We start from the raw sequence: 15,098 nt of genomic DNA, 5'->3' as shown, positions 1-15,098 counted from the left end.
CGGCGTCAGCCGGCGTCGAGGAGCTGGTCCAGCTCGGAGACGTCGTACCACTCCAGCTCGTGGTCCTCGGCACTGTCGACCGTGAACTGGGCGTCGGGGTCGCCGGCGAGCGCCTCGGTCACCACCTCGGCCGCCGCGGCGACGTGCTCGACCGCGTCCATCCCGTCGACGTGGATCGCGGCCACCGCCGTCACCGGCACCGCCCGGGTCAGCTCCACGGTGCTGGAGCCGAGGTCCCCGTCACCCCGCCCGACCAGCGTGGCCGGCAGGTCCGCCGACACGACGACGCGGCGGCGGGGGGCGGCCGGGTCCGCCCGCAGGAGCTGCAACGCGTCCTGGGCGGCGCGGGTGAAGGCGACGTACTCCAGCTCCTCCTCGTCGCCCTCCGCGTACCACTCCCGCAGCGCCGGGGTGACCGCGTGCGCGGACGCCGCCGGCAGGCCGTCGCCGCGCAGCAGGGTCAGCATCGGGACGGTCGCCGGCACGTACACCCGGACAAGCTCGTCGGTCACGGGTCGTCTCCCCTGCTCAGGTCCTCCACCGGCGGGTGCCGGTCCCGGGCGCCGATCATGCCGTACGCCGTGACCGTCATACACCTCGCACCCGCGAACGTCGAAGTTCTCCCCCGGAGTGTCGTCCGGTGGAGCCGCGAGCGCCCGGGGATCCGTCCCTGGGCGGGGTCACCCGGTGGTGGCAAACTGAACCAAACGCCGTCAACCCAGGGAGTCTCCGTGGCGGAGCCCAGGTTCCTGCTCCTGTCCGACGTGGCCATCGAGCTGAACGTGTCGGATTCGCAGGTCTACCACATGGTGCGCAGCGGCGAACTGCCCGCGATCAAGATCGGTGGGCGCGGTCAGTGGCGCGTCGAGCGCGCGCGGCTCGAGGAGTACATCGAGCGCAAGTACGCGGAGACCGCCGAGTGGGTGCGCGGCAACCCGCTCGCCGACCGTGACCCGGAGTGATCCGCAGAACGCCCTGAGGCATTGACCCTGGGCTCTGCCGTACCCGAGAATTGATTCAGTCGGAGGCAAACGAAGGCAAACGCAAGAATCATGGAGGGTCAGGATGACCGACTCGCGCCGCCCCGGTCCGGTCCGACCTCCCGTCCGGCTCCGCCCGGCTCCCTCCTTCGACCCGCCGTGCGTCGAGGACGACCCGGCCGGCTGGCCGACCCACGGCCAACTCGCGCTCGACCTGTTCGAGGCGGCCCGGCGCGGGGCCGCCCGCCCGCCGGACCGGCGTCGCCGCCCGGGCCCCGCGCCCGGACGGCCGGGCCGTCCGGTGCCGTCCGGCGCCCTGCTCACCGCCACTCCCGAGGCGACCCGGGCCGCCCACCGCTTCGTCGCCACCTGCCTGGAGGTGGTCAACGGCTACCGGCCACCCGGCCAGCTCCGGCCGTTGCTCGATCCGGCCCGGGCGACCGACCTGCTGCCGGAGCTGGGCCGGGCGACGAGCCGCTCCGGTCCGGCGCGCCGCCGGTCCACCCGCCCCGCCGTGCACCTGCGCCGGCTGCGGGTGTGCGAGCCGCGGAGCGCGGCGGTCGAGGCGGCCGCGGTGCTGACCGGGCCGACGGACCGGGTGTGGGCGATGGCGTTCCGCCTCGAACACCGTCGCGGCACCTGGCTCTGCACCGCCCTCCAGGTCCTCTGACCGCCGGCCGGCCGGACAGGCCCGGGTTGGGAACGGACGGGCCGCGATCCCTCGGGAGGGACCGCGGCCCGATCAAGCCTGCCGGCGGGCGAGCCCGCCGGGTCGGTCAGGCGCCGCCGTTGGGGGCGCCGTGGCAGCGCTTGTACTTGCGGCCGGAGCCGCACGGGCACGGGGCGTTGCGGGACGGACCGTTGCCGGCCTCCGCCTGCCCGGGTGCCCGGCGGGCGGTGCCGGCCGGGACGACCGGGCCGCGCAGCCCGCTCGCCGGCCGCTGCGGAGCGGTCGGGGCGGTCCGCCCGGGGGCCGCCGGAGCGGCCGGAGCGGGCCGGCCCACCATCGGCGCGGCCTCCTCGGGAGTCTCGACCGCCACGGCGCCGGCGCCCGCCTCACCGTCGATGGTCGGCGCCGAGTACTGAAGGCCCTGCTGCTGCGGCGCGCGGCCCAGGCCCTTCGCCCGGATCTCGACCGGCTTCTCCAGCAGCTGCACCTCGTCGGCGGCCGGCTCGGGCTCCTGGACCTGCACCTCCACGTTGTAGAGGAAGCCGACCGTCTCCTCCTTGATGCCGTCCATCATGGTGGCGAACATGTCGAAGCCCTCGCGCTGGTACTCCACCACCGGGTCGCGCTGGGCGTACGCCCGGAGGCTGATGCCCTCCTGGAGGTAGTCCATCTCGTAGAGGTGCTCGCGCCACTTGCGGTCGATCACCTGGAGCAGGACCATGCGCTCCAGCTGACGCGTACCCTCCTCGCCGAGCTGCTCCTCGCGCCGGTCGTACGCGGCGTGCGCGTCCTCCTTGAGGCGGCTGACCAGGAAGTCGGCGTCGATGCTGGCCCGCGAGCCGCCCGCCTCCTCCTCCATCTCGTCGATGGTGATCCCCACCGGGTAGAGCTGCTTGAGGTTGGACCAGAGCTGCTCCAGGTCCCAGTCCTCCGCGTACCCGTCGGCGGTGGCACCCCGCACGTACGCCTCGACGACGTCGTCGATCATGTTGCGGACCTGGTCGGACAGGTCCTCACCGTTGAGTACGCGCAGCCGCTCGGCGTAGATCACCTGGCGCTGCTTGTTGAGCACCTCGTCGTACTTGAGGACGTTCTTGCGGATCTCGGCGTTCTGGGCCTCGATCTGCGCCTGGGCGCTCTTGATCTGGCGGGTGACCATCTTCGACTCGATGGGCACGTCCTCCGGGATGTTGAAGCGCTCCATGACGGCCTCGACCGCACCGGAGCGGAAGCGCTTCATCAGCTCGTCCTGCAGCGAGAGGTAGAAGCGGGACTCACCCGGGTCGCCCTGCCGGCCCGACCGGCCGCGCAGCTGGTTGTCGATGCGCCGGGACTCGTGCCGCTCGGTGCCCAGCACGTACAGACCGCCGGCGGCGGCGACCTCCTCCGCCTCGGCGTCACAGGCCTGCTTCCACTGGGGCAGGACCTCCTCCAGCGCCTTGGCGTACTCCTCCTCGTGCTCGATCGGGTCGAGCCCGCGCTGGCGCAGCTCGTTCGCGGCGAGGAACTCGGGGTTGCCGCCGAGGAGGATGTCGGTGCCACGGCCGGCCATGTTGGTGGCGACGGTGACCGCGCCCTTGCGGCCGGCCTGGGCGACGATCTCCGCCTCGCGGGCGTGGAACTTCGCGTTCAGCACCGAGTGCGGGATGCCCCGGCGGCGCAGGAGCTGGGAGAGGATCTCGGAATTCTCCACCGAGACCGTGCCGACGAGCACCGGCTGGCCGGCGTGGTGCCGCTCGGCGATATCCTCCACGACCGCGTTGAACTTGGCCTTCTCGGTCTTGTAGATGACGTCGGGGCGGTCCTGCCGGACCATCGGCCGGTGCGTCGGGATGGTCACGACGCCGACCTTGTAGACCTTGTTGAACTCGCCCGCCTCGGTCTGGGCGGTGCCGGTCATGCCGGAGAGCTTCTCGTACAGGCGGAAGTAGTTCTGGAGGGTGATCGTCGCGAGGGTCTGGTTCTCCTGCTTGATCTCCACCCCCTCCTTGGCCTCGATCGCCTGGTGCATGCCCTCGTTGTAACGGCGCCCGTGCAGGATGCGGCCGGTGAACTCGTCGACGATCAGGACCTCGCCGTCGCTGACGATGTAGTCCTTGTCGCGCTTGTAGAGCTCCTTGGCCTTGATCGCGTTGTTCAGGTAACCGACGAGCGGGGTGTTGACCGACTCGTACAGGTTGTCGATGCCCAGCCGGTCCTCGACCTTGGCCACGCCCCGCTCGGTCACCGCGATGGTGCGCTTGGCGTAGTCGACCTCGTAGTCGCCCTCGCCGTCCTTGCCGGGCTGGAGGCGGGCGACCACGGCGGCGAACTCGCCGTACCACCGGGCGGAGTGCTCGGCCGGGCCGGAGATGATCAGCGGGGTGCGCGCCTCGTCGATGAGGATCGAGTCGACCTCGTCGACCACGGCGAAGTTGTGGCCGCGCTGGACCAGCTCGTCCTTCGACCAGGCCATGTTGTCGCGCAGGTAGTCGAAGCCGAACTCGTTGTTGGTGCCGTAGGTGATGTCGCACTCGTACGCGGCCCGGTGTTCGGCGGCCGGCCGGTTGGGCAGCACCACGCCGACGGTGAGGCCGAGGAACTCGTGCACCCGGCCCATCCAGGCGGCGTCGCGCTGGGCCAGGTAGTCGTTGACGGTGATCACGTGCACGCCCTTGCCGGCGAGCGCGTTGAGGTACACCGGCATGACCGAGGTCAGGGTCTTGCCCTCACCGGTCTTCATCTCGGCGATGTTGCCGAAGTGCAGCGCCGCGCCGCCCATCACCTGGACGTCGTACGGGCGCTGGCCGAGCACGCGGGCGGCCGCCTCCCGGCACACCGCGAACGCCTCGGGCAGCAGGTCGTCGAGGGTCTCGCCGTCGGCCAGCCGCTCCTTGAACTGCTCGGTCATCCCCCGCAGCTCGTCGTCGGTGAGGTTGACGTAGTCGTCCTCGATCGAGTTGACGGCGGCCGCGATGGCCTTCAGCCGGCGCACCATGCGGCCCTCGCCAGCGCGGAGGACCCTTTCCAGAATCGACACGGATCAACGCTCCCCTAGACAGTCTCGAACCATCGTAGGCGCTCCATCGGCGCGATGGTCACTGGTGGCGGGGGTCCGAACGGGCGAAACCGACATAACACTCGCACGGGTTGAGGGTGCCGCGTTATCCGGTTACGCCGTGGGCGAACGATCCGGCACGATGGCACGGGTGGAGCCAGTCGAGATCACCGAGGCCGGCCTGCTGCTGCGACCGTGGCGGGCCACCGACGCCGACGCCGTGCACCGGGCCTGCCAGGACCCGGACATCCAGCGCTGGACGACCGTTCCCCGCCCGTACCTCCCGGAGCACGCGCGCTGGTTCGTCAGCGAGTTCTCCGACCGCCAGTGGAAGGAAGGTGTCGGTGCGCCGTTCGCGGTCTGCGACGCCGCCTCCGGCGAGCTGCTCGGCTCCTGCGGCCTGGTCTCGGTCGACGCCCGTCGCGGCTCCGGCGAGATCGGCTACTGGACGGCACCCTGGGCGCGCGGCCACGGCGTCACCGTCCGGGCCGCCCGGGCGGTGGCCCGCTGGGCGTTCGACGACCTGGAGCTGCGCCGGCTGACGTGGCAGGCCGAGGTCGGCAACCACGTGTCCCGCCTGGTCGCGCTCCGCACCGGCTTCCGGATCGAGGGCCGACTCCGACTCGCCGAGCCGCACCCGGAGGGCGGCCGCGACGCCTGGATCGGCTCGCTGCTGCCCGGCGAGTTGCGCGACGAGGACGAACCCGGGCCGGGCGGCCCGGGCACGCTGGAGGCCCGCCGGGCCGCCGTCTTCGGCCGCCCCCAGCCCACCCTCTTCGCCACCGCCGGCACCGGCGAGGTGCGGCTGCGCCCGATGGAGGAACGGGATCTCGACGGCATCCTGGTCACCTGCCGCGATGCCGACACGATCCGCTGGACCAGCGTCCCGCACCCCTACGACCGCCCGGACGCCGAGGCGTACCTGGCCTACGTCCGGGACGCGTGGGCGGCCGGCACGAGCGCCTGTTACGTGATCGCCGGCGCCGACGACCGGTTCGCGGGCGCGATCGACCTGCGGCTCTCCGCCGCCGATCCGCTCCAGGCCAGCGTCGGCTTCATGACCGCCCCGCATGCCCGGGGCCGGGGACACATGCCCGCCGCGCTGACCGCGCTGGCGACCTGGGGTTTCACCACGCTGGGCCTGGCCCGGACCGAGTGGCGGGCCAACGTCGGCAACACCGCGTCCCGGCGGGCGGCCGAGAAGGCCGGCTTCAGGTTCGAGGGCACGGCCCGCGCTGCGCTGAACCACCGTGGCACCCGGACCGACGCCTGGGTCGGCGCGCTGCTCGCGGAGGACCTGGCATGACGCCGGAGACCATCGAGGCGTACGGGATCGGGCTGCGCCTCTTCCGCCCCGAGGACGCCGCCGACACCGCCGCCGCCTGCGCCGACCCGCAGACCCAACGGTTCATCTCGGGCCTGCCCTCGCCGTACACCGAGGAGGACGCCCGCTGGTGGATCACCGAGGGCGCGCCCGCGGCCTGGGCCACCGGCGGCGCCGCGTACGCGATCGCGGACCGGACCACCGACCGGCTGCTCGGTGGCATCGGGTTGAGCAACCCGGTCCCGACCCGGAACCAGGCGGAGATCGGCTACTGGGTCGCGCCGTGGGCACGCGGGCGCGGGGTCGCCACGGCCGCGACCCGCGCGCTCGCCGACCGGGCGTTCGCCACCGGGACCGTCCGGCTGGAACTGCTCACCAGCGCGGAGAACACCGCCAGCCAGCGGGTGGCGCTCGCGGCCGGCTTCCAGCACGAGGGCGTACGCCGGGACGCGAACCCGACCCGCGGCGGCGGGCGCCACGACCTGCTCGCCTGGGTACGCCTCGCCGGCGACCCGGCGGGCCCCACTCGGCGGCTGCTGCCCGACCTGCCCGACGGCCGGCTCACCGACGGCGTGGTGACCCTGCGCCCGCTCGGCCCGGACGACGCGGACCTGATGTACGCCCTGCACACCCGCCCCGAGGTGGTGGCGAACCAGGCACCTCCGGTGCCGCCCACCCGCGCGGCGATCGACCGGCGCTGTGCGGTCGCGGGGAGCGCCTGGCTGACCGGCAGCATCGCCCGACTGCTGATCCTCGACACCGCCACGGGCGAGCCGGCCGGCAGCTGCGGGCTGTCCTACGACGAGCCGGCGGCCGGGGAGGGCACCATCGGGTACGCGCTGCTGCCGGCGTGGCGCGGACGCGAGTACGCCGCCCGGGCGGTCCGGCTCATGGCCCGCTGGGCGTTCGGGACCGTCGGAATCGCCCGCCTCGCGGCGGTGACCCTGCCGGACAACACCGCGTCGCACCGCGTGCTGGAGAAAGCGGGCTTCCGCCGCGAGGGCCTGGTACGCGGGGCGGTGCCGGGGCTCGACGGCACCCGCACCGACGATCTGCTCTTCGGGCTGTTGCCCGACGAGCTGACGGACTGACGCCGACGGTGTGCGGGGGTCGGGTCGGGCGCGCCGACCCGACCCCGACAGCCCGTCAGATGGCCAGGGAGATGATCCCGTAGTCGTAGGCGTGACGCCGGTAGACGACGCTGGGCCGGCCGGACTCCTTGTCCTGGAACAGGTAGAAGTCGTGCCCGACCAGTTCCATCTGGAACAGGGCGTCGTCGATGGTCATCGGCTCGGCGGGGTGCACCTTCTCCCGCGCGATGTGCCAGGGCTGGTCGTCGTACTCCTCCTCGACCCGTTCCGCGACGGCCGTGGCCGTACCCGCGGACACGCCGTCGTTGGACGCGGTGAGCGGGGGCGCGACGAGATCGGTGACTGGCAGGCCGGCGGTGGCGGCCGCGACGGAGATGGGTGCGTGCCGGCCGCGGTGGACCCGGCGGCGGTCGGCTGCCCGGCGTAGCCGGGTGTCGAGCTTGGCGATGGCCGCGTCGAGCGCGCTGTAGAAGTCGTTCGTGCAGGCCTCGGCCCGGATCACCGGGCCTCGGGAAACGCAGGTGATCTCCACCCGCTGGCAGTGGTCCGACTGGCGCGGATTGCGCTCGTGGAACAGCTCGACATCGACACGAATAATTTTGTGGTCGTAGCGTTCGATCTTCGCGAGTTTCTCCGCTACGTGCACCCGGTAATGGTCCGGCACTTCGACGTTTCGGCCCTTGACCACGATGTCCACGTGACCTCCCTCGTTCGGACGGTCGTTCGATGCGTACCCGGTCGCGCGTCCTCGGGGCGGTCCCACTCGGCGTCGACCGGTCAGTGCGGCTACGCCTCCTTTCACCGTCTGGGGCGGGTGGGAAGACCTCCTACCCCCGACAGCAAAACGCTAACTCCTGTTCGTCCGGCAGTCACCCCTGGTTGCCGAGGCCGCTCAGGAATTTTCACAGCTCGTACACCAACGGGTGAAACGGAAACACGAACGGTTACCGCCGAATGCGTTTCTCCGTAGCGGCGAGCACCGCCGCGACCGTCGGTGACCTGTCGATCGCGGTCAGCGCGCGGCTGACGGCGGCGAGGGTCGCCCCGGTCGTGACGATGTCGTCCAGCACGACCACGGCCGCACCCGCCGGAACCGGCGCCCACCGGTCCCGCACCCGGAACGCCGTCTCGGCCGCCGCGGCACGGCCGGCGCTGTCCAGCGTCACCGAGTCCGGGCGGGGCAGGGCCCGCACCGCCCGGCGCACCTCGACCGGCCAGCCGGCCCGACGCAGCCGGCCCGCGCAGTGCCGGGCCAACCGGCCCAGGTGGTCCCCGTACCGCGCGCGGGCCGCCGCCGCGGTGTCCGGCACCGGCACCAGCAGCACCGGGCGTACGGTGCCGACCGCGACGGCCACCACCTCGGCGAGCAGCGCGCCGAGCGGCCGGGCCAACGCGTGCCGGCCGTGGTCCTTGTACGCCAGCAGCATCTCCCGCAGCGGGCCGGCGTACGGGCCGAGAGCGACACAGGGTGGCAGGCCGGGCGGCGCGGGCGCCGGGCGCACCGGGCGGGGACGCAGGCCGTCGAGCGCGGCGACGCAGTCGACGCAGACGCCGTGCCGAAGCCCCGGCCGGCGTTCCCGGCATCCGGCGCACTCCACCGGCAGCACCAGGTCGCCGAGGTCGGCGAGGAGCCGGCCGACGTCCCGCACGGCGATCAGTACAGGAAGAAGGGGGCGGTCGGGTTACCGGCCCGGACACCGGCCGGCGGCGGGGTGACGTCCTGCACCTGGTCCCGATGGATCTGCTCGAAGGGGACGCCCCGGTAGGCCACACCGTTGGCCTCGTACATCACCTTGCCGCTGAGCTGGGCCGCCGGGTTCGCCGGGTACGCCGACAGGTGCGCCACGGCCGCCCCGGTGTCCTGCAATGCGGTCTCCCGGGCGCCGTCCACGCTGATCTCGTAGATCGCCGGCTGGCCCGCCGACCCGGCCACCACCAAGGTGTTCTCGCCGGACCAGTCGACGGCGGAGAGGTTGGTGAGCGAGGTGTACAGCCGGCGGGGGGACCCGGTGTCGAGCACACCGGTGCCGTGGTTCACCGCCAGCACGTACAGGGCCCCGCCCACGATCATCGCGAGCCGGTGGCCGTCGGGAGAGGCGGCCACCGCCGTCACGTCCCCCGCCGTACCCAGCGCCACCTGGCTCAGCTTGGCCTGAGCGTCGAAGCGGTACAGCTTCCGGTCGGCGACGACCAGGCCGGCCGGCGCCGACGAGCTGGCCGAGCGCAGCCAGACCGGTCGCCCCATCGCGCCGAAGCCCTGACTACGGGTGAAGGCCGTCACCGGGTCGGCGCCGACGCCCACCGAGAGGTGCTGCCGGCCGTTCTGGCTCGTCACCACCAGCGCGGCGAGGATGCCCCGCTCGTAGCGGCTGAACCCGGCCGAGACCACGTTGGTGTTCGCCGTCGCGGCCACCGGCACCGGGCCTTTCGGCTCACCCGGGTATTCGAGGGAGTGGACGGCCCCCTCGTAGACGCAGAACCGCCGCGGGGCGTCGTCGACGGAGTAGGCCGGGTACGCCTGGCGGCGCTGCGCGACGTCGTCGATGGTCAGCCGGGACTGGTTGTTGATCTTCAGCTCGAGCTGGCCGTTCAGCTCCGGCAACGACCACGCGAGCTGCGTGCCCAGCTGATCCAGCTGGCTGCGGTCGGCACCGGACATGTTCAGGTTGACCTCCCAGCGGTCGTCCGTCCGGGTGGCGTTGTTGATGAGCTCGGTGCGGTCCGGCAGTGGGCTGACGCCCTTGCGCAGCCAGTCCGATGGGCCGCCGGTGAGCCACCGCACCACCTCGCTGACCTGCCGGTCCTTCGGCACGGCGAGCGGCAGGTAGCGCTGGTCGGGCACCAGGCGGCTGCGGTCCGAGCTCCAGAAGTAGACCGGCCGGGGCGTGTAGAAGCGCGCCAGCGCCTCGACGCTGAGCAGGAGCACGGCCGGTGGATCGACCACGTACCAGTCGGTCTCGACGCCGGACTCCTGCACGGTCGGGCGCAGCCCGAACTCGTACGACGGCGCGGTCGCCTCCGGCGGCTCCAGGACGCCGTCGGCCCGCAACTGCCCGACCTGCTGCACCCGCAGGGTGACCCGGCTCTGGTCGGGCGAGGTGACGATCCGCGGGGGCCCGATCAGACGGACCACGGTCAGCGCGACCGCGCTGCCCTGCTTCTCCTGGAGGCGGGGGCGGTCGGCGGTGTCGACGAACTGGCGGACCCGGCCGTACGCCCCGTCCGGCTCGCCGGCCGCCGCGGAGAGGAAGTTGAGGACGAACTCCTCCGGGCTGTCGCTGGCGGTCCGGGTGGGCGGCTCGACCCGGCCGCCGCTGGTGGCGCCCGCTTCCGCCGCCGGGCCCGACCCCTCGACGCTGACCTCGGTGTTCTCCGGGATGCCGCAACCGGCCGTGCCGAGCAGCAGCGCGGCGAGCAGACCGCCCAGGGCCTGTGCCAAAGTCCTCGGTCGAGCCGAGGCGGAGTCCAGGCGGCGTCCGGCAAGGCGGAGCTTCGGCCGGATACCGGTGTTGTATCCGGACGAAGCTCCAACGCCGCCGGTCGTCGCCTGGGCCCGCCCTAGGCCGGCCAGGGGCTTTGACACAGGCCCGAGGGCCGCCCGCCGCTTCACGGCCGCGCCTCCGCGTGGTCCCCCGTCGGCGCCGGGCCGACCGCCAGCGCGCCCCCGGTGCCCGGGCCGATCGCGAGCAGGCCGCCGGCGCGGGGGCCGCCGAAGGGCAGCGTGGCGTCGGCGGGGACCAGCCGGAGCGGCGAGGTGGTCAGGCGGTCGCCGGCGCGGGCCGGCAGGGTGAGCCGGAACTGCGCGCCCTGGCCCGGTGCCCCCCACGCCTCCAGCCACCCGCCGTGCAGCTTCGCGTCCTCCAGGCTGATCGACAAGCCCAGGCCGGTGCCGCCGGTCTGCCGGGCTCGGGACGGGTCGGCCCGCCAGAACCGGTTGAAGACCAGCTTCTCCTCGCCCGGCTTGAGGCCGACCCCGTGGTCGCGCACGGTGACCGCCACGGCGGTGTCGTCGACGCCGAGGGTGATCCGTACCGGCTTGCCCTCGCCGTGCTCCACGGCGTTGCCGACCAGGTTGCGCAGCACCCGTTCGACGCGTCGCGGGTCGATCTCGGCGATGACGGGCGCGCCCGGCACATCCAGTTCGATCGTGACCCCGACCCGCTCGGCGAGACAGGTCAGCCGGTCGGCGACCCGGTGCACCACCGGCACCAGGTCGGTCGGCTCGGCGTCGAGCGCGGCGAAGCCGGCGTCGAAGCGGCTGATCTCCAGCAGGTCGGTCAGCAGTTCCTCGAACCGGTCCAGCTCGGCCTGGAGCAGCTCGGCGCTGCGGGCGACCGCCGGATCGAACCCGTCCCGCTCGGCGAAGATCAGGTCGGCGGCCATCCGGACCGTGGTCAGCGGCGTCCGCAGCTCGTGCGAGACGTCCGAGGTGAATCGTCGTTGCAGGCGGGACATCTCCTCCAGCCGGAGGATCTGCCGTTGGAGGTTCGTCGCCATCTGGTTGAAGGAGGCGGCGAGCAGCGCCAGATCGTCCTCCCCGTTGACCACCATCCGCTGGTCGAGCAGGCCGGCGGAGAGGCGCTGGGCCGTACGGGCGGCCACCCGTACCGGTGTCACCACCAGGCGCGTGACCAGCGCGGCCAGCAGACCGAGCAGCAGCACCAGGGCGGCGCCGGTGGCGACCACGGTGGCCCGGGCGGCGGCGGCCGCGGTGTCCTGCCGGGTCAGCGGGACGAGGTAGTACAGCTCCACCTGGCCGAACCGGGTGGGCACCGGCGAGCCGTAGACCAGGTACTTCGTGCGCTCCTCGCCCAGCCGACCGGTGCGGATCTGGCTGGCGACGTTGCCCCCGGCGACGGTGGCGCGCAGCTCGGGGCTGACCACCGAGTTGAGGTTGCCGACCGCCGGGGACGTCCGCGGCTGGATGACACCGCTGAAGTTGTCGGCGGTGAGGGCCACCACCACGCCGGTCGTCTGCTGCGGGTCACCGCCGGCCAGGTAGTTCACCGTCCCGTCGACGGTCTCCTGGAACTGCGCCTCCTGCGGCTGGTTGTAGAGGCCGAACTGCTTGCCCGCGTACGCCGCGCCGCTGTTCAGGCGGGCCTGCACGTCGGACTGGGCGTTCTCCAGCAGGATGTTGGTGATCTTGTCGGCGATCAGGTAGGCGAAGCCCCCGACCAGCAGGCTGGACGCCAGGAGCGTGATGGTCACCACACGCACTTGCAACGAGCGCCGCCAGGTCTGGTGCAGCCCCGCCAGCAGCCGCGCACCCCGCCCGTTCAGCGCACGCCACAGCTCCCAGGCGGCGCCACGCCGTTGGGAACCTGTCGTCGCGAGGTCGGGAATCGGGGAGGTGGCCACAGTGTGACCAGGTTATCCGGTGCCCGCCTTGTAGCCCACGCCCCGCACGGTGAGGATGATTTCCGGCCGCTCGGGATCCGGCTCGATCTTGGCCCGCAGCCGTTGCACGTGCACGTTGACCAGCCGGGTGTCGGCGGCGTGCCGGTAACCCCAGACCTGCTCCAGCAGCACCTCCCGGGTGAAGACCTGACGCGGCTTGCGGGCGAGCGCGACCAGCAGGTCGAACTCCAGCGGCGTCAGCTTCACCTCCTCGCCGTTGCGGCTGACGGTGTGCGCGGGCACGTCGATGGTGATCTGGTTACCGGGCGGACCGATGGTGAGCAGCTCAGGGGCCACGTCCTCACCGCGCCGCAGCCGGGCCCGCATCCGGGCCACCAGCTCCTTCGGCTTGAACGGCTTGACCACGTAGTCGTCGGCCCCGGACTCCAGCCCCAGCACCACGTCCACGGTGTCGCTCTTGGCGGTCAGCATCACGATCGGCACGCCCGACTCGGCCCGGATCGACCGCGCCACGTCGATGCCGCTCATGCCGGGCAGCATGAGGTCGAGCAGGACGATGTCCGGCCGGTTGTCCCGGAACGCGGCCAGGGCGCGTTCCCCGTCGGCCACGAACGAGGGCAGGAACCCCTCACTGCGCAGAACGATGCCGAGCATCTCCGCGAGCGCGGGGTCGTCGTCGACCACCAGTACCCGGGCTCTCATGGGATTAATTTTCCATCCCCATTCCTTCGGTGGGATCCGCGTCCTCCGGCACGGTACTGCCGTCGGCCGCCGTCGCCCAGCAACCCCCGCCCGCGACGTCGCGGGCGGGCCCACGGGGTCCGATCGGATCCCGCTCACCATGATCCCTGCGTGCGCCGGCCAGCGCCACCACCCCCGCCACACCGATCACACCGGCCCGCAGGAGTGTGACAGGATCCGGGCTTCCCCCGCACGACAGGACGCACGTGGCCGACGACCTCTTCACCCCCACCGTCGCCTCGGAGCCGTACGAGGTACGCGGCACCCCGTGGCGACCCCAGTCCCTGCTCTATCCGGCGGTGTTCGGCGGCCCGACCGCCGTCACCGTGCTCGGTCTCATCAACGGCGCCCGCCTGGGCGTGTCCCGGCGCGCCGCGATGGCGGTCGCGGGTGCCGGCCTGGCGGCCCTGGCCGCCCGGGTCGCGGTGACCCTCTGGTTGTCCGCCGAGGGGACGGAACGGCCCGGGCGGTTCATCGGCGCGCTCGCCGGGGCCCTGGCGTGGCTCGCCGTCGCCGCCGTCCAGAAGCCCCGGTTCCGGGCGTACGAGCTGCGCGGTGGCGAACCGGCGTCGCTGTGGGGGCCGGGCCTCGCTGCCGTCCTGGTGTGCGGCTTCGCCGAGGCGGCGCTGATCCTGGCGGTGGCCTCGTGAGGCTGCGACCCGACAGGCGCCGCGCGTTCCGGGCCCGCGCCGGTCACCGGAGGGCGGTGGCATGAGTACGTCGCACGACCAGCTCGCCCGGGTCGCCCACCTGCTCGAGGTGGGCCGGGCCGAGCAGGCTCTCGACGAGCTGGGTCGACTCCCGGCCGACGCGGCCACCGGCGTCGCCGCCTTCCAGCTGCGGGCCGCCGCGCTCACCGACCTGGACCGCTGGGACGAGGTCGTCACGGTCGCCCGGCAAGGTCTGGCCGAGACCGGCCCGGACGCGGAACTGCTCGGCCGGCTCGGCCTCGCGCTGCGCCACCAGCGGGAGTTCACCTCCGCCGAGCGGGCGCTGCTCGACGGGCTCGCCATCGCGCCCGAGAGTCCATGGCTGCTCTGCCAGTACGCCGACCTCTGCTCGGCGGTCGGGCAGACCGACAAGGCCGATCGCCTGGTCGCCCGCGCCGCCGCGATCGCCCCGGCCGCCCCGACGGTCTTCGCCTCCCGCTTCCAACTCGCGTACGCGCGGGGTGACGACCGGGCTGCGGAGCGGGTCGCGCAGGAGTTCCTCGCCGCCTGGCCGGCCCACCCGGCGGCGCTGGCCCTGCACGGCCACGCCGCCTCGGCCCGGGGCCGGGTCGACGCCGCGCACCGCTCGTTCGGCCAGGCGGTGGCCCACGACCCGACGGACGCCGGCTTCGCCGACGCCGCCTGGGAGTCCCGGGTGTACGCCCACCCGCTGCTGCGCCCGCTGCGGCCGCTCTACCGGCTCGGGATTCTCCGCACGTGGCTGATCGCGGTGGGCGTGATAGCGGTGCTCAACATCGTGGGGCTCGACCTGCTCGCCGCACTGTTCGCGCTGCTCTGGGTCTTCTACTGCGTGTGGTCGTGGGCCGCCCCGCCGCTCGTACGCCGGCTGGTGCGCCGTCGGTGGCGTCCGTGAAGGGGTTCGGGCCCTGGCTGGCCGTGCTGGCGGTGGTGCTGCTGCTCACCGCGCTGCGGTTGCGGACCCTCGCCGCGGCGGTCTCGATCGGCTGGCTGGTCTGGTGCGTCTGGACGTGGGTCCGCCCCGCCCGGCGCCGCCGCCGGCCGGACTGAGAACCGCCCGCTGCGCCGCTGAGACGCAGAACGGCCGGGCCGCCGCTGGTGGTCAGCGACGGCCCGGCCGTTCGTGGCTCAGTAGCGGTAGTGGTCGGGCTTGAACGGGCCTTCCTGGGAGATACCGAGGTAGGCGGCTTGTTCCTTGGTCAGGG

General features: G+C 73.1%; 15 protein-coding genes. 7 read left to right on the top strand and 8 right to left on the bottom strand.

Annotated elements, in window-relative coordinates; genetic code table 11:
- Window positions 1–5 precede the first annotated feature (5 nt).
- Window positions 6–512 (bottom strand): DUF6912 family protein, encoded by a 507-nt coding sequence (locus ACTMS0_RS26285; RefSeq protein ID WP_441157940.1) that lies wholly within the window; start codon window positions 510–512, stop codon window positions 6–8.
- Between the two features lie 219 nt (window positions 513–731).
- Between ACTMS0_RS26285 and ACTMS0_RS26280 the strand changes: the two genes are divergently transcribed.
- Window positions 732–962, top strand: coding sequence for a helix-turn-helix transcriptional regulator (locus ACTMS0_RS26280; protein ID WP_441157939.1), 231 nt, complete (start codon window positions 732–734; stop codon window positions 960–962).
- Between the two features lie 103 nt (window positions 963–1,065).
- Window positions 1,066–1,650, top strand: coding sequence for an Rv3235 family protein (locus ACTMS0_RS26275; RefSeq protein WP_441157938.1), 585 nt, complete (start codon window positions 1,066–1,068; stop codon window positions 1,648–1,650).
- Window positions 1,651–1,756: 106 nt separating this feature from the next.
- Here ACTMS0_RS26275 and secA read toward each other — a convergent pair whose 3' ends face one another.
- The gene (secA, locus tag ACTMS0_RS26270) at window positions 1,757–4,669 is read right to left on the bottom strand and encodes a preprotein translocase subunit SecA (protein WP_441157937.1); all 2,913 of its coding nucleotides are present in this window, start codon (window positions 4,667–4,669) and stop codon (window positions 1,757–1,759) included.
- Window positions 4,670–4,829: 160 nt separating this feature from the next.
- Here secA and ACTMS0_RS26265 point away from each other — a divergent pair, with 160 nt between their 5' ends.
- Together ACTMS0_RS26265 and ACTMS0_RS26260 are read left to right on the top strand one after the other, a co-directional pair.
- Entirely contained in the window at window positions 4,830–5,993 is a 1,164-nt protein-coding gene (locus ACTMS0_RS26265; RefSeq protein WP_441158009.1) for a GNAT family N-acetyltransferase, read from the top strand.
- Window positions 5,990–7,102: a GNAT family N-acetyltransferase gene (locus tag ACTMS0_RS26260; protein WP_441157936.1), complete on the top strand. Its 1,113-nt coding sequence runs from the start codon at window positions 5,990–5,992 to the stop codon at window positions 7,100–7,102. The genes ACTMS0_RS26265 and ACTMS0_RS26260 overlap by 4 nt, the downstream gene beginning before the upstream one ends.
- Before the next feature lie 55 nt (window positions 7,103–7,157).
- On the opposite strand, the gene hpf is transcribed toward ACTMS0_RS26260, so the two are convergent.
- From hpf to mtrA, 5 genes are all read right to left on the bottom strand, one after another.
- Window positions 7,158–7,799 (bottom strand): ribosome hibernation-promoting factor, HPF/YfiA family, encoded by a 642-nt coding sequence (gene hpf / locus ACTMS0_RS26255; RefSeq protein ID WP_441157935.1) that lies wholly within the window; start codon window positions 7,797–7,799, stop codon window positions 7,158–7,160.
- 247 nt (window positions 7,800–8,046) lie between these two features.
- Window positions 8,047–8,709 carry a ComF family protein gene (locus ACTMS0_RS26250; protein ID WP_441158008.1) on the bottom strand — a complete coding sequence of 221 codons (663 nt, stop codon included), beginning with the start codon at window positions 8,707–8,709 and terminating at the stop codon, window positions 8,047–8,049.
- A gap of 47 nt (window positions 8,710–8,756) precedes the next feature.
- The gene (locus ACTMS0_RS26245; RefSeq protein ID WP_441157934.1) at window positions 8,757–10,541 is read right to left on the bottom strand and encodes an LpqB family beta-propeller domain-containing protein; all 1,785 of its coding nucleotides are present in this window, start codon (window positions 10,539–10,541) and stop codon (window positions 8,757–8,759) included.
- 167 nt (window positions 10,542–10,708) lie between these two features.
- Entirely contained in the window at window positions 10,709–12,385 is a 1,677-nt protein-coding gene (gene mtrB / locus ACTMS0_RS26240) for an MtrAB system histidine kinase MtrB (protein WP_441158007.1), read from the bottom strand.
- Between the two features lie 90 nt (window positions 12,386–12,475).
- Window positions 12,476–13,165, bottom strand: a complete 690-nt coding sequence (gene mtrA, locus ACTMS0_RS26235; protein WP_441157933.1) for an MtrAB system response regulator MtrA — start codon at window positions 13,163–13,165, stop codon at window positions 12,476–12,478.
- 245 nt (window positions 13,166–13,410) lie between these two features.
- Here mtrA and ACTMS0_RS26230 point away from each other — a divergent pair, with 245 nt between their 5' ends.
- The 3 genes from ACTMS0_RS26230 to ACTMS0_RS26220 all read left to right on the top strand — a co-directional run bounded on the left by ACTMS0_RS26230 (window position 13,411) and on the right by ACTMS0_RS26220 (window position 14,943).
- A complete protein-coding gene (locus ACTMS0_RS26230) occupies window positions 13,411–13,854 on the top strand; it encodes a hypothetical protein (protein WP_441157932.1) in 444 nt (147 codons plus the stop codon).
- A gap of 61 nt (window positions 13,855–13,915) precedes the next feature.
- Window positions 13,916–14,788: a tetratricopeptide repeat protein gene (locus ACTMS0_RS26225; protein ID WP_441157931.1), complete on the top strand. Its 873-nt coding sequence runs from the start codon at window positions 13,916–13,918 to the stop codon at window positions 14,786–14,788.
- Entirely contained in the window at window positions 14,785–14,943 is a 159-nt protein-coding gene (locus ACTMS0_RS26220; protein ID WP_441157930.1) for a hypothetical protein, read from the top strand. Before ACTMS0_RS26225 ends, ACTMS0_RS26220 begins: the two co-directional genes overlap by 4 nt.
- A gap of 78 nt (window positions 14,944–15,021) precedes the next feature.
- On the opposite strand, the gene ACTMS0_RS26215 is transcribed toward ACTMS0_RS26220, so the two are convergent.
- A partial coding sequence (locus ACTMS0_RS26215; protein ID WP_441158006.1) for an adenosylhomocysteinase occupies window positions 15,022–15,098 on the bottom strand: 77 nt, incomplete at its 5' end.

Origin of the sequence: Micromonospora sp. H33 (assembly GCF_052068455.1) — a bacterium.
GTDB lineage: Bacteria > Actinomycetota > Actinomycetes > Mycobacteriales > Micromonosporaceae > Micromonospora.
This window is presented reverse-complemented; position numbering and strand designations above follow the sequence as displayed.

What these genes read in the sequence shown, in the direction of transcription:
- ACTMS0_RS26275 (WP_441157938.1), top strand. Translation starts at nt 1,066, where the DNA reads ATGACCGACTCGCGCCGCCCCGGTCCGGTCCGACCTCCCGTCCGGCTC.
- ACTMS0_RS26265 (WP_441158009.1), top strand. Translation starts at nt 4,830, where the DNA reads ATGGCACGGGTGGAGCCAGTCGAGATCACCGAGGCCGGCCTGCTGCTG.
- ACTMS0_RS26260 (WP_441157936.1), top strand. Translation starts at nt 5,990, where the DNA reads ATGACGCCGGAGACCATCGAGGCGTACGGGATCGGGCTGCGCCTCTTC.
- mtrA (WP_441157933.1), bottom strand. Translation starts at nt 13,165, where the DNA reads ATGAGAGCCCGGGTACTGGTGGTCGACGACGACCCCGCGCTCGCGGAG.
- ACTMS0_RS26225 (WP_441157931.1), top strand. Translation starts at nt 13,916, where the DNA reads ATGAGTACGTCGCACGACCAGCTCGCCCGGGTCGCCCACCTGCTCGAG.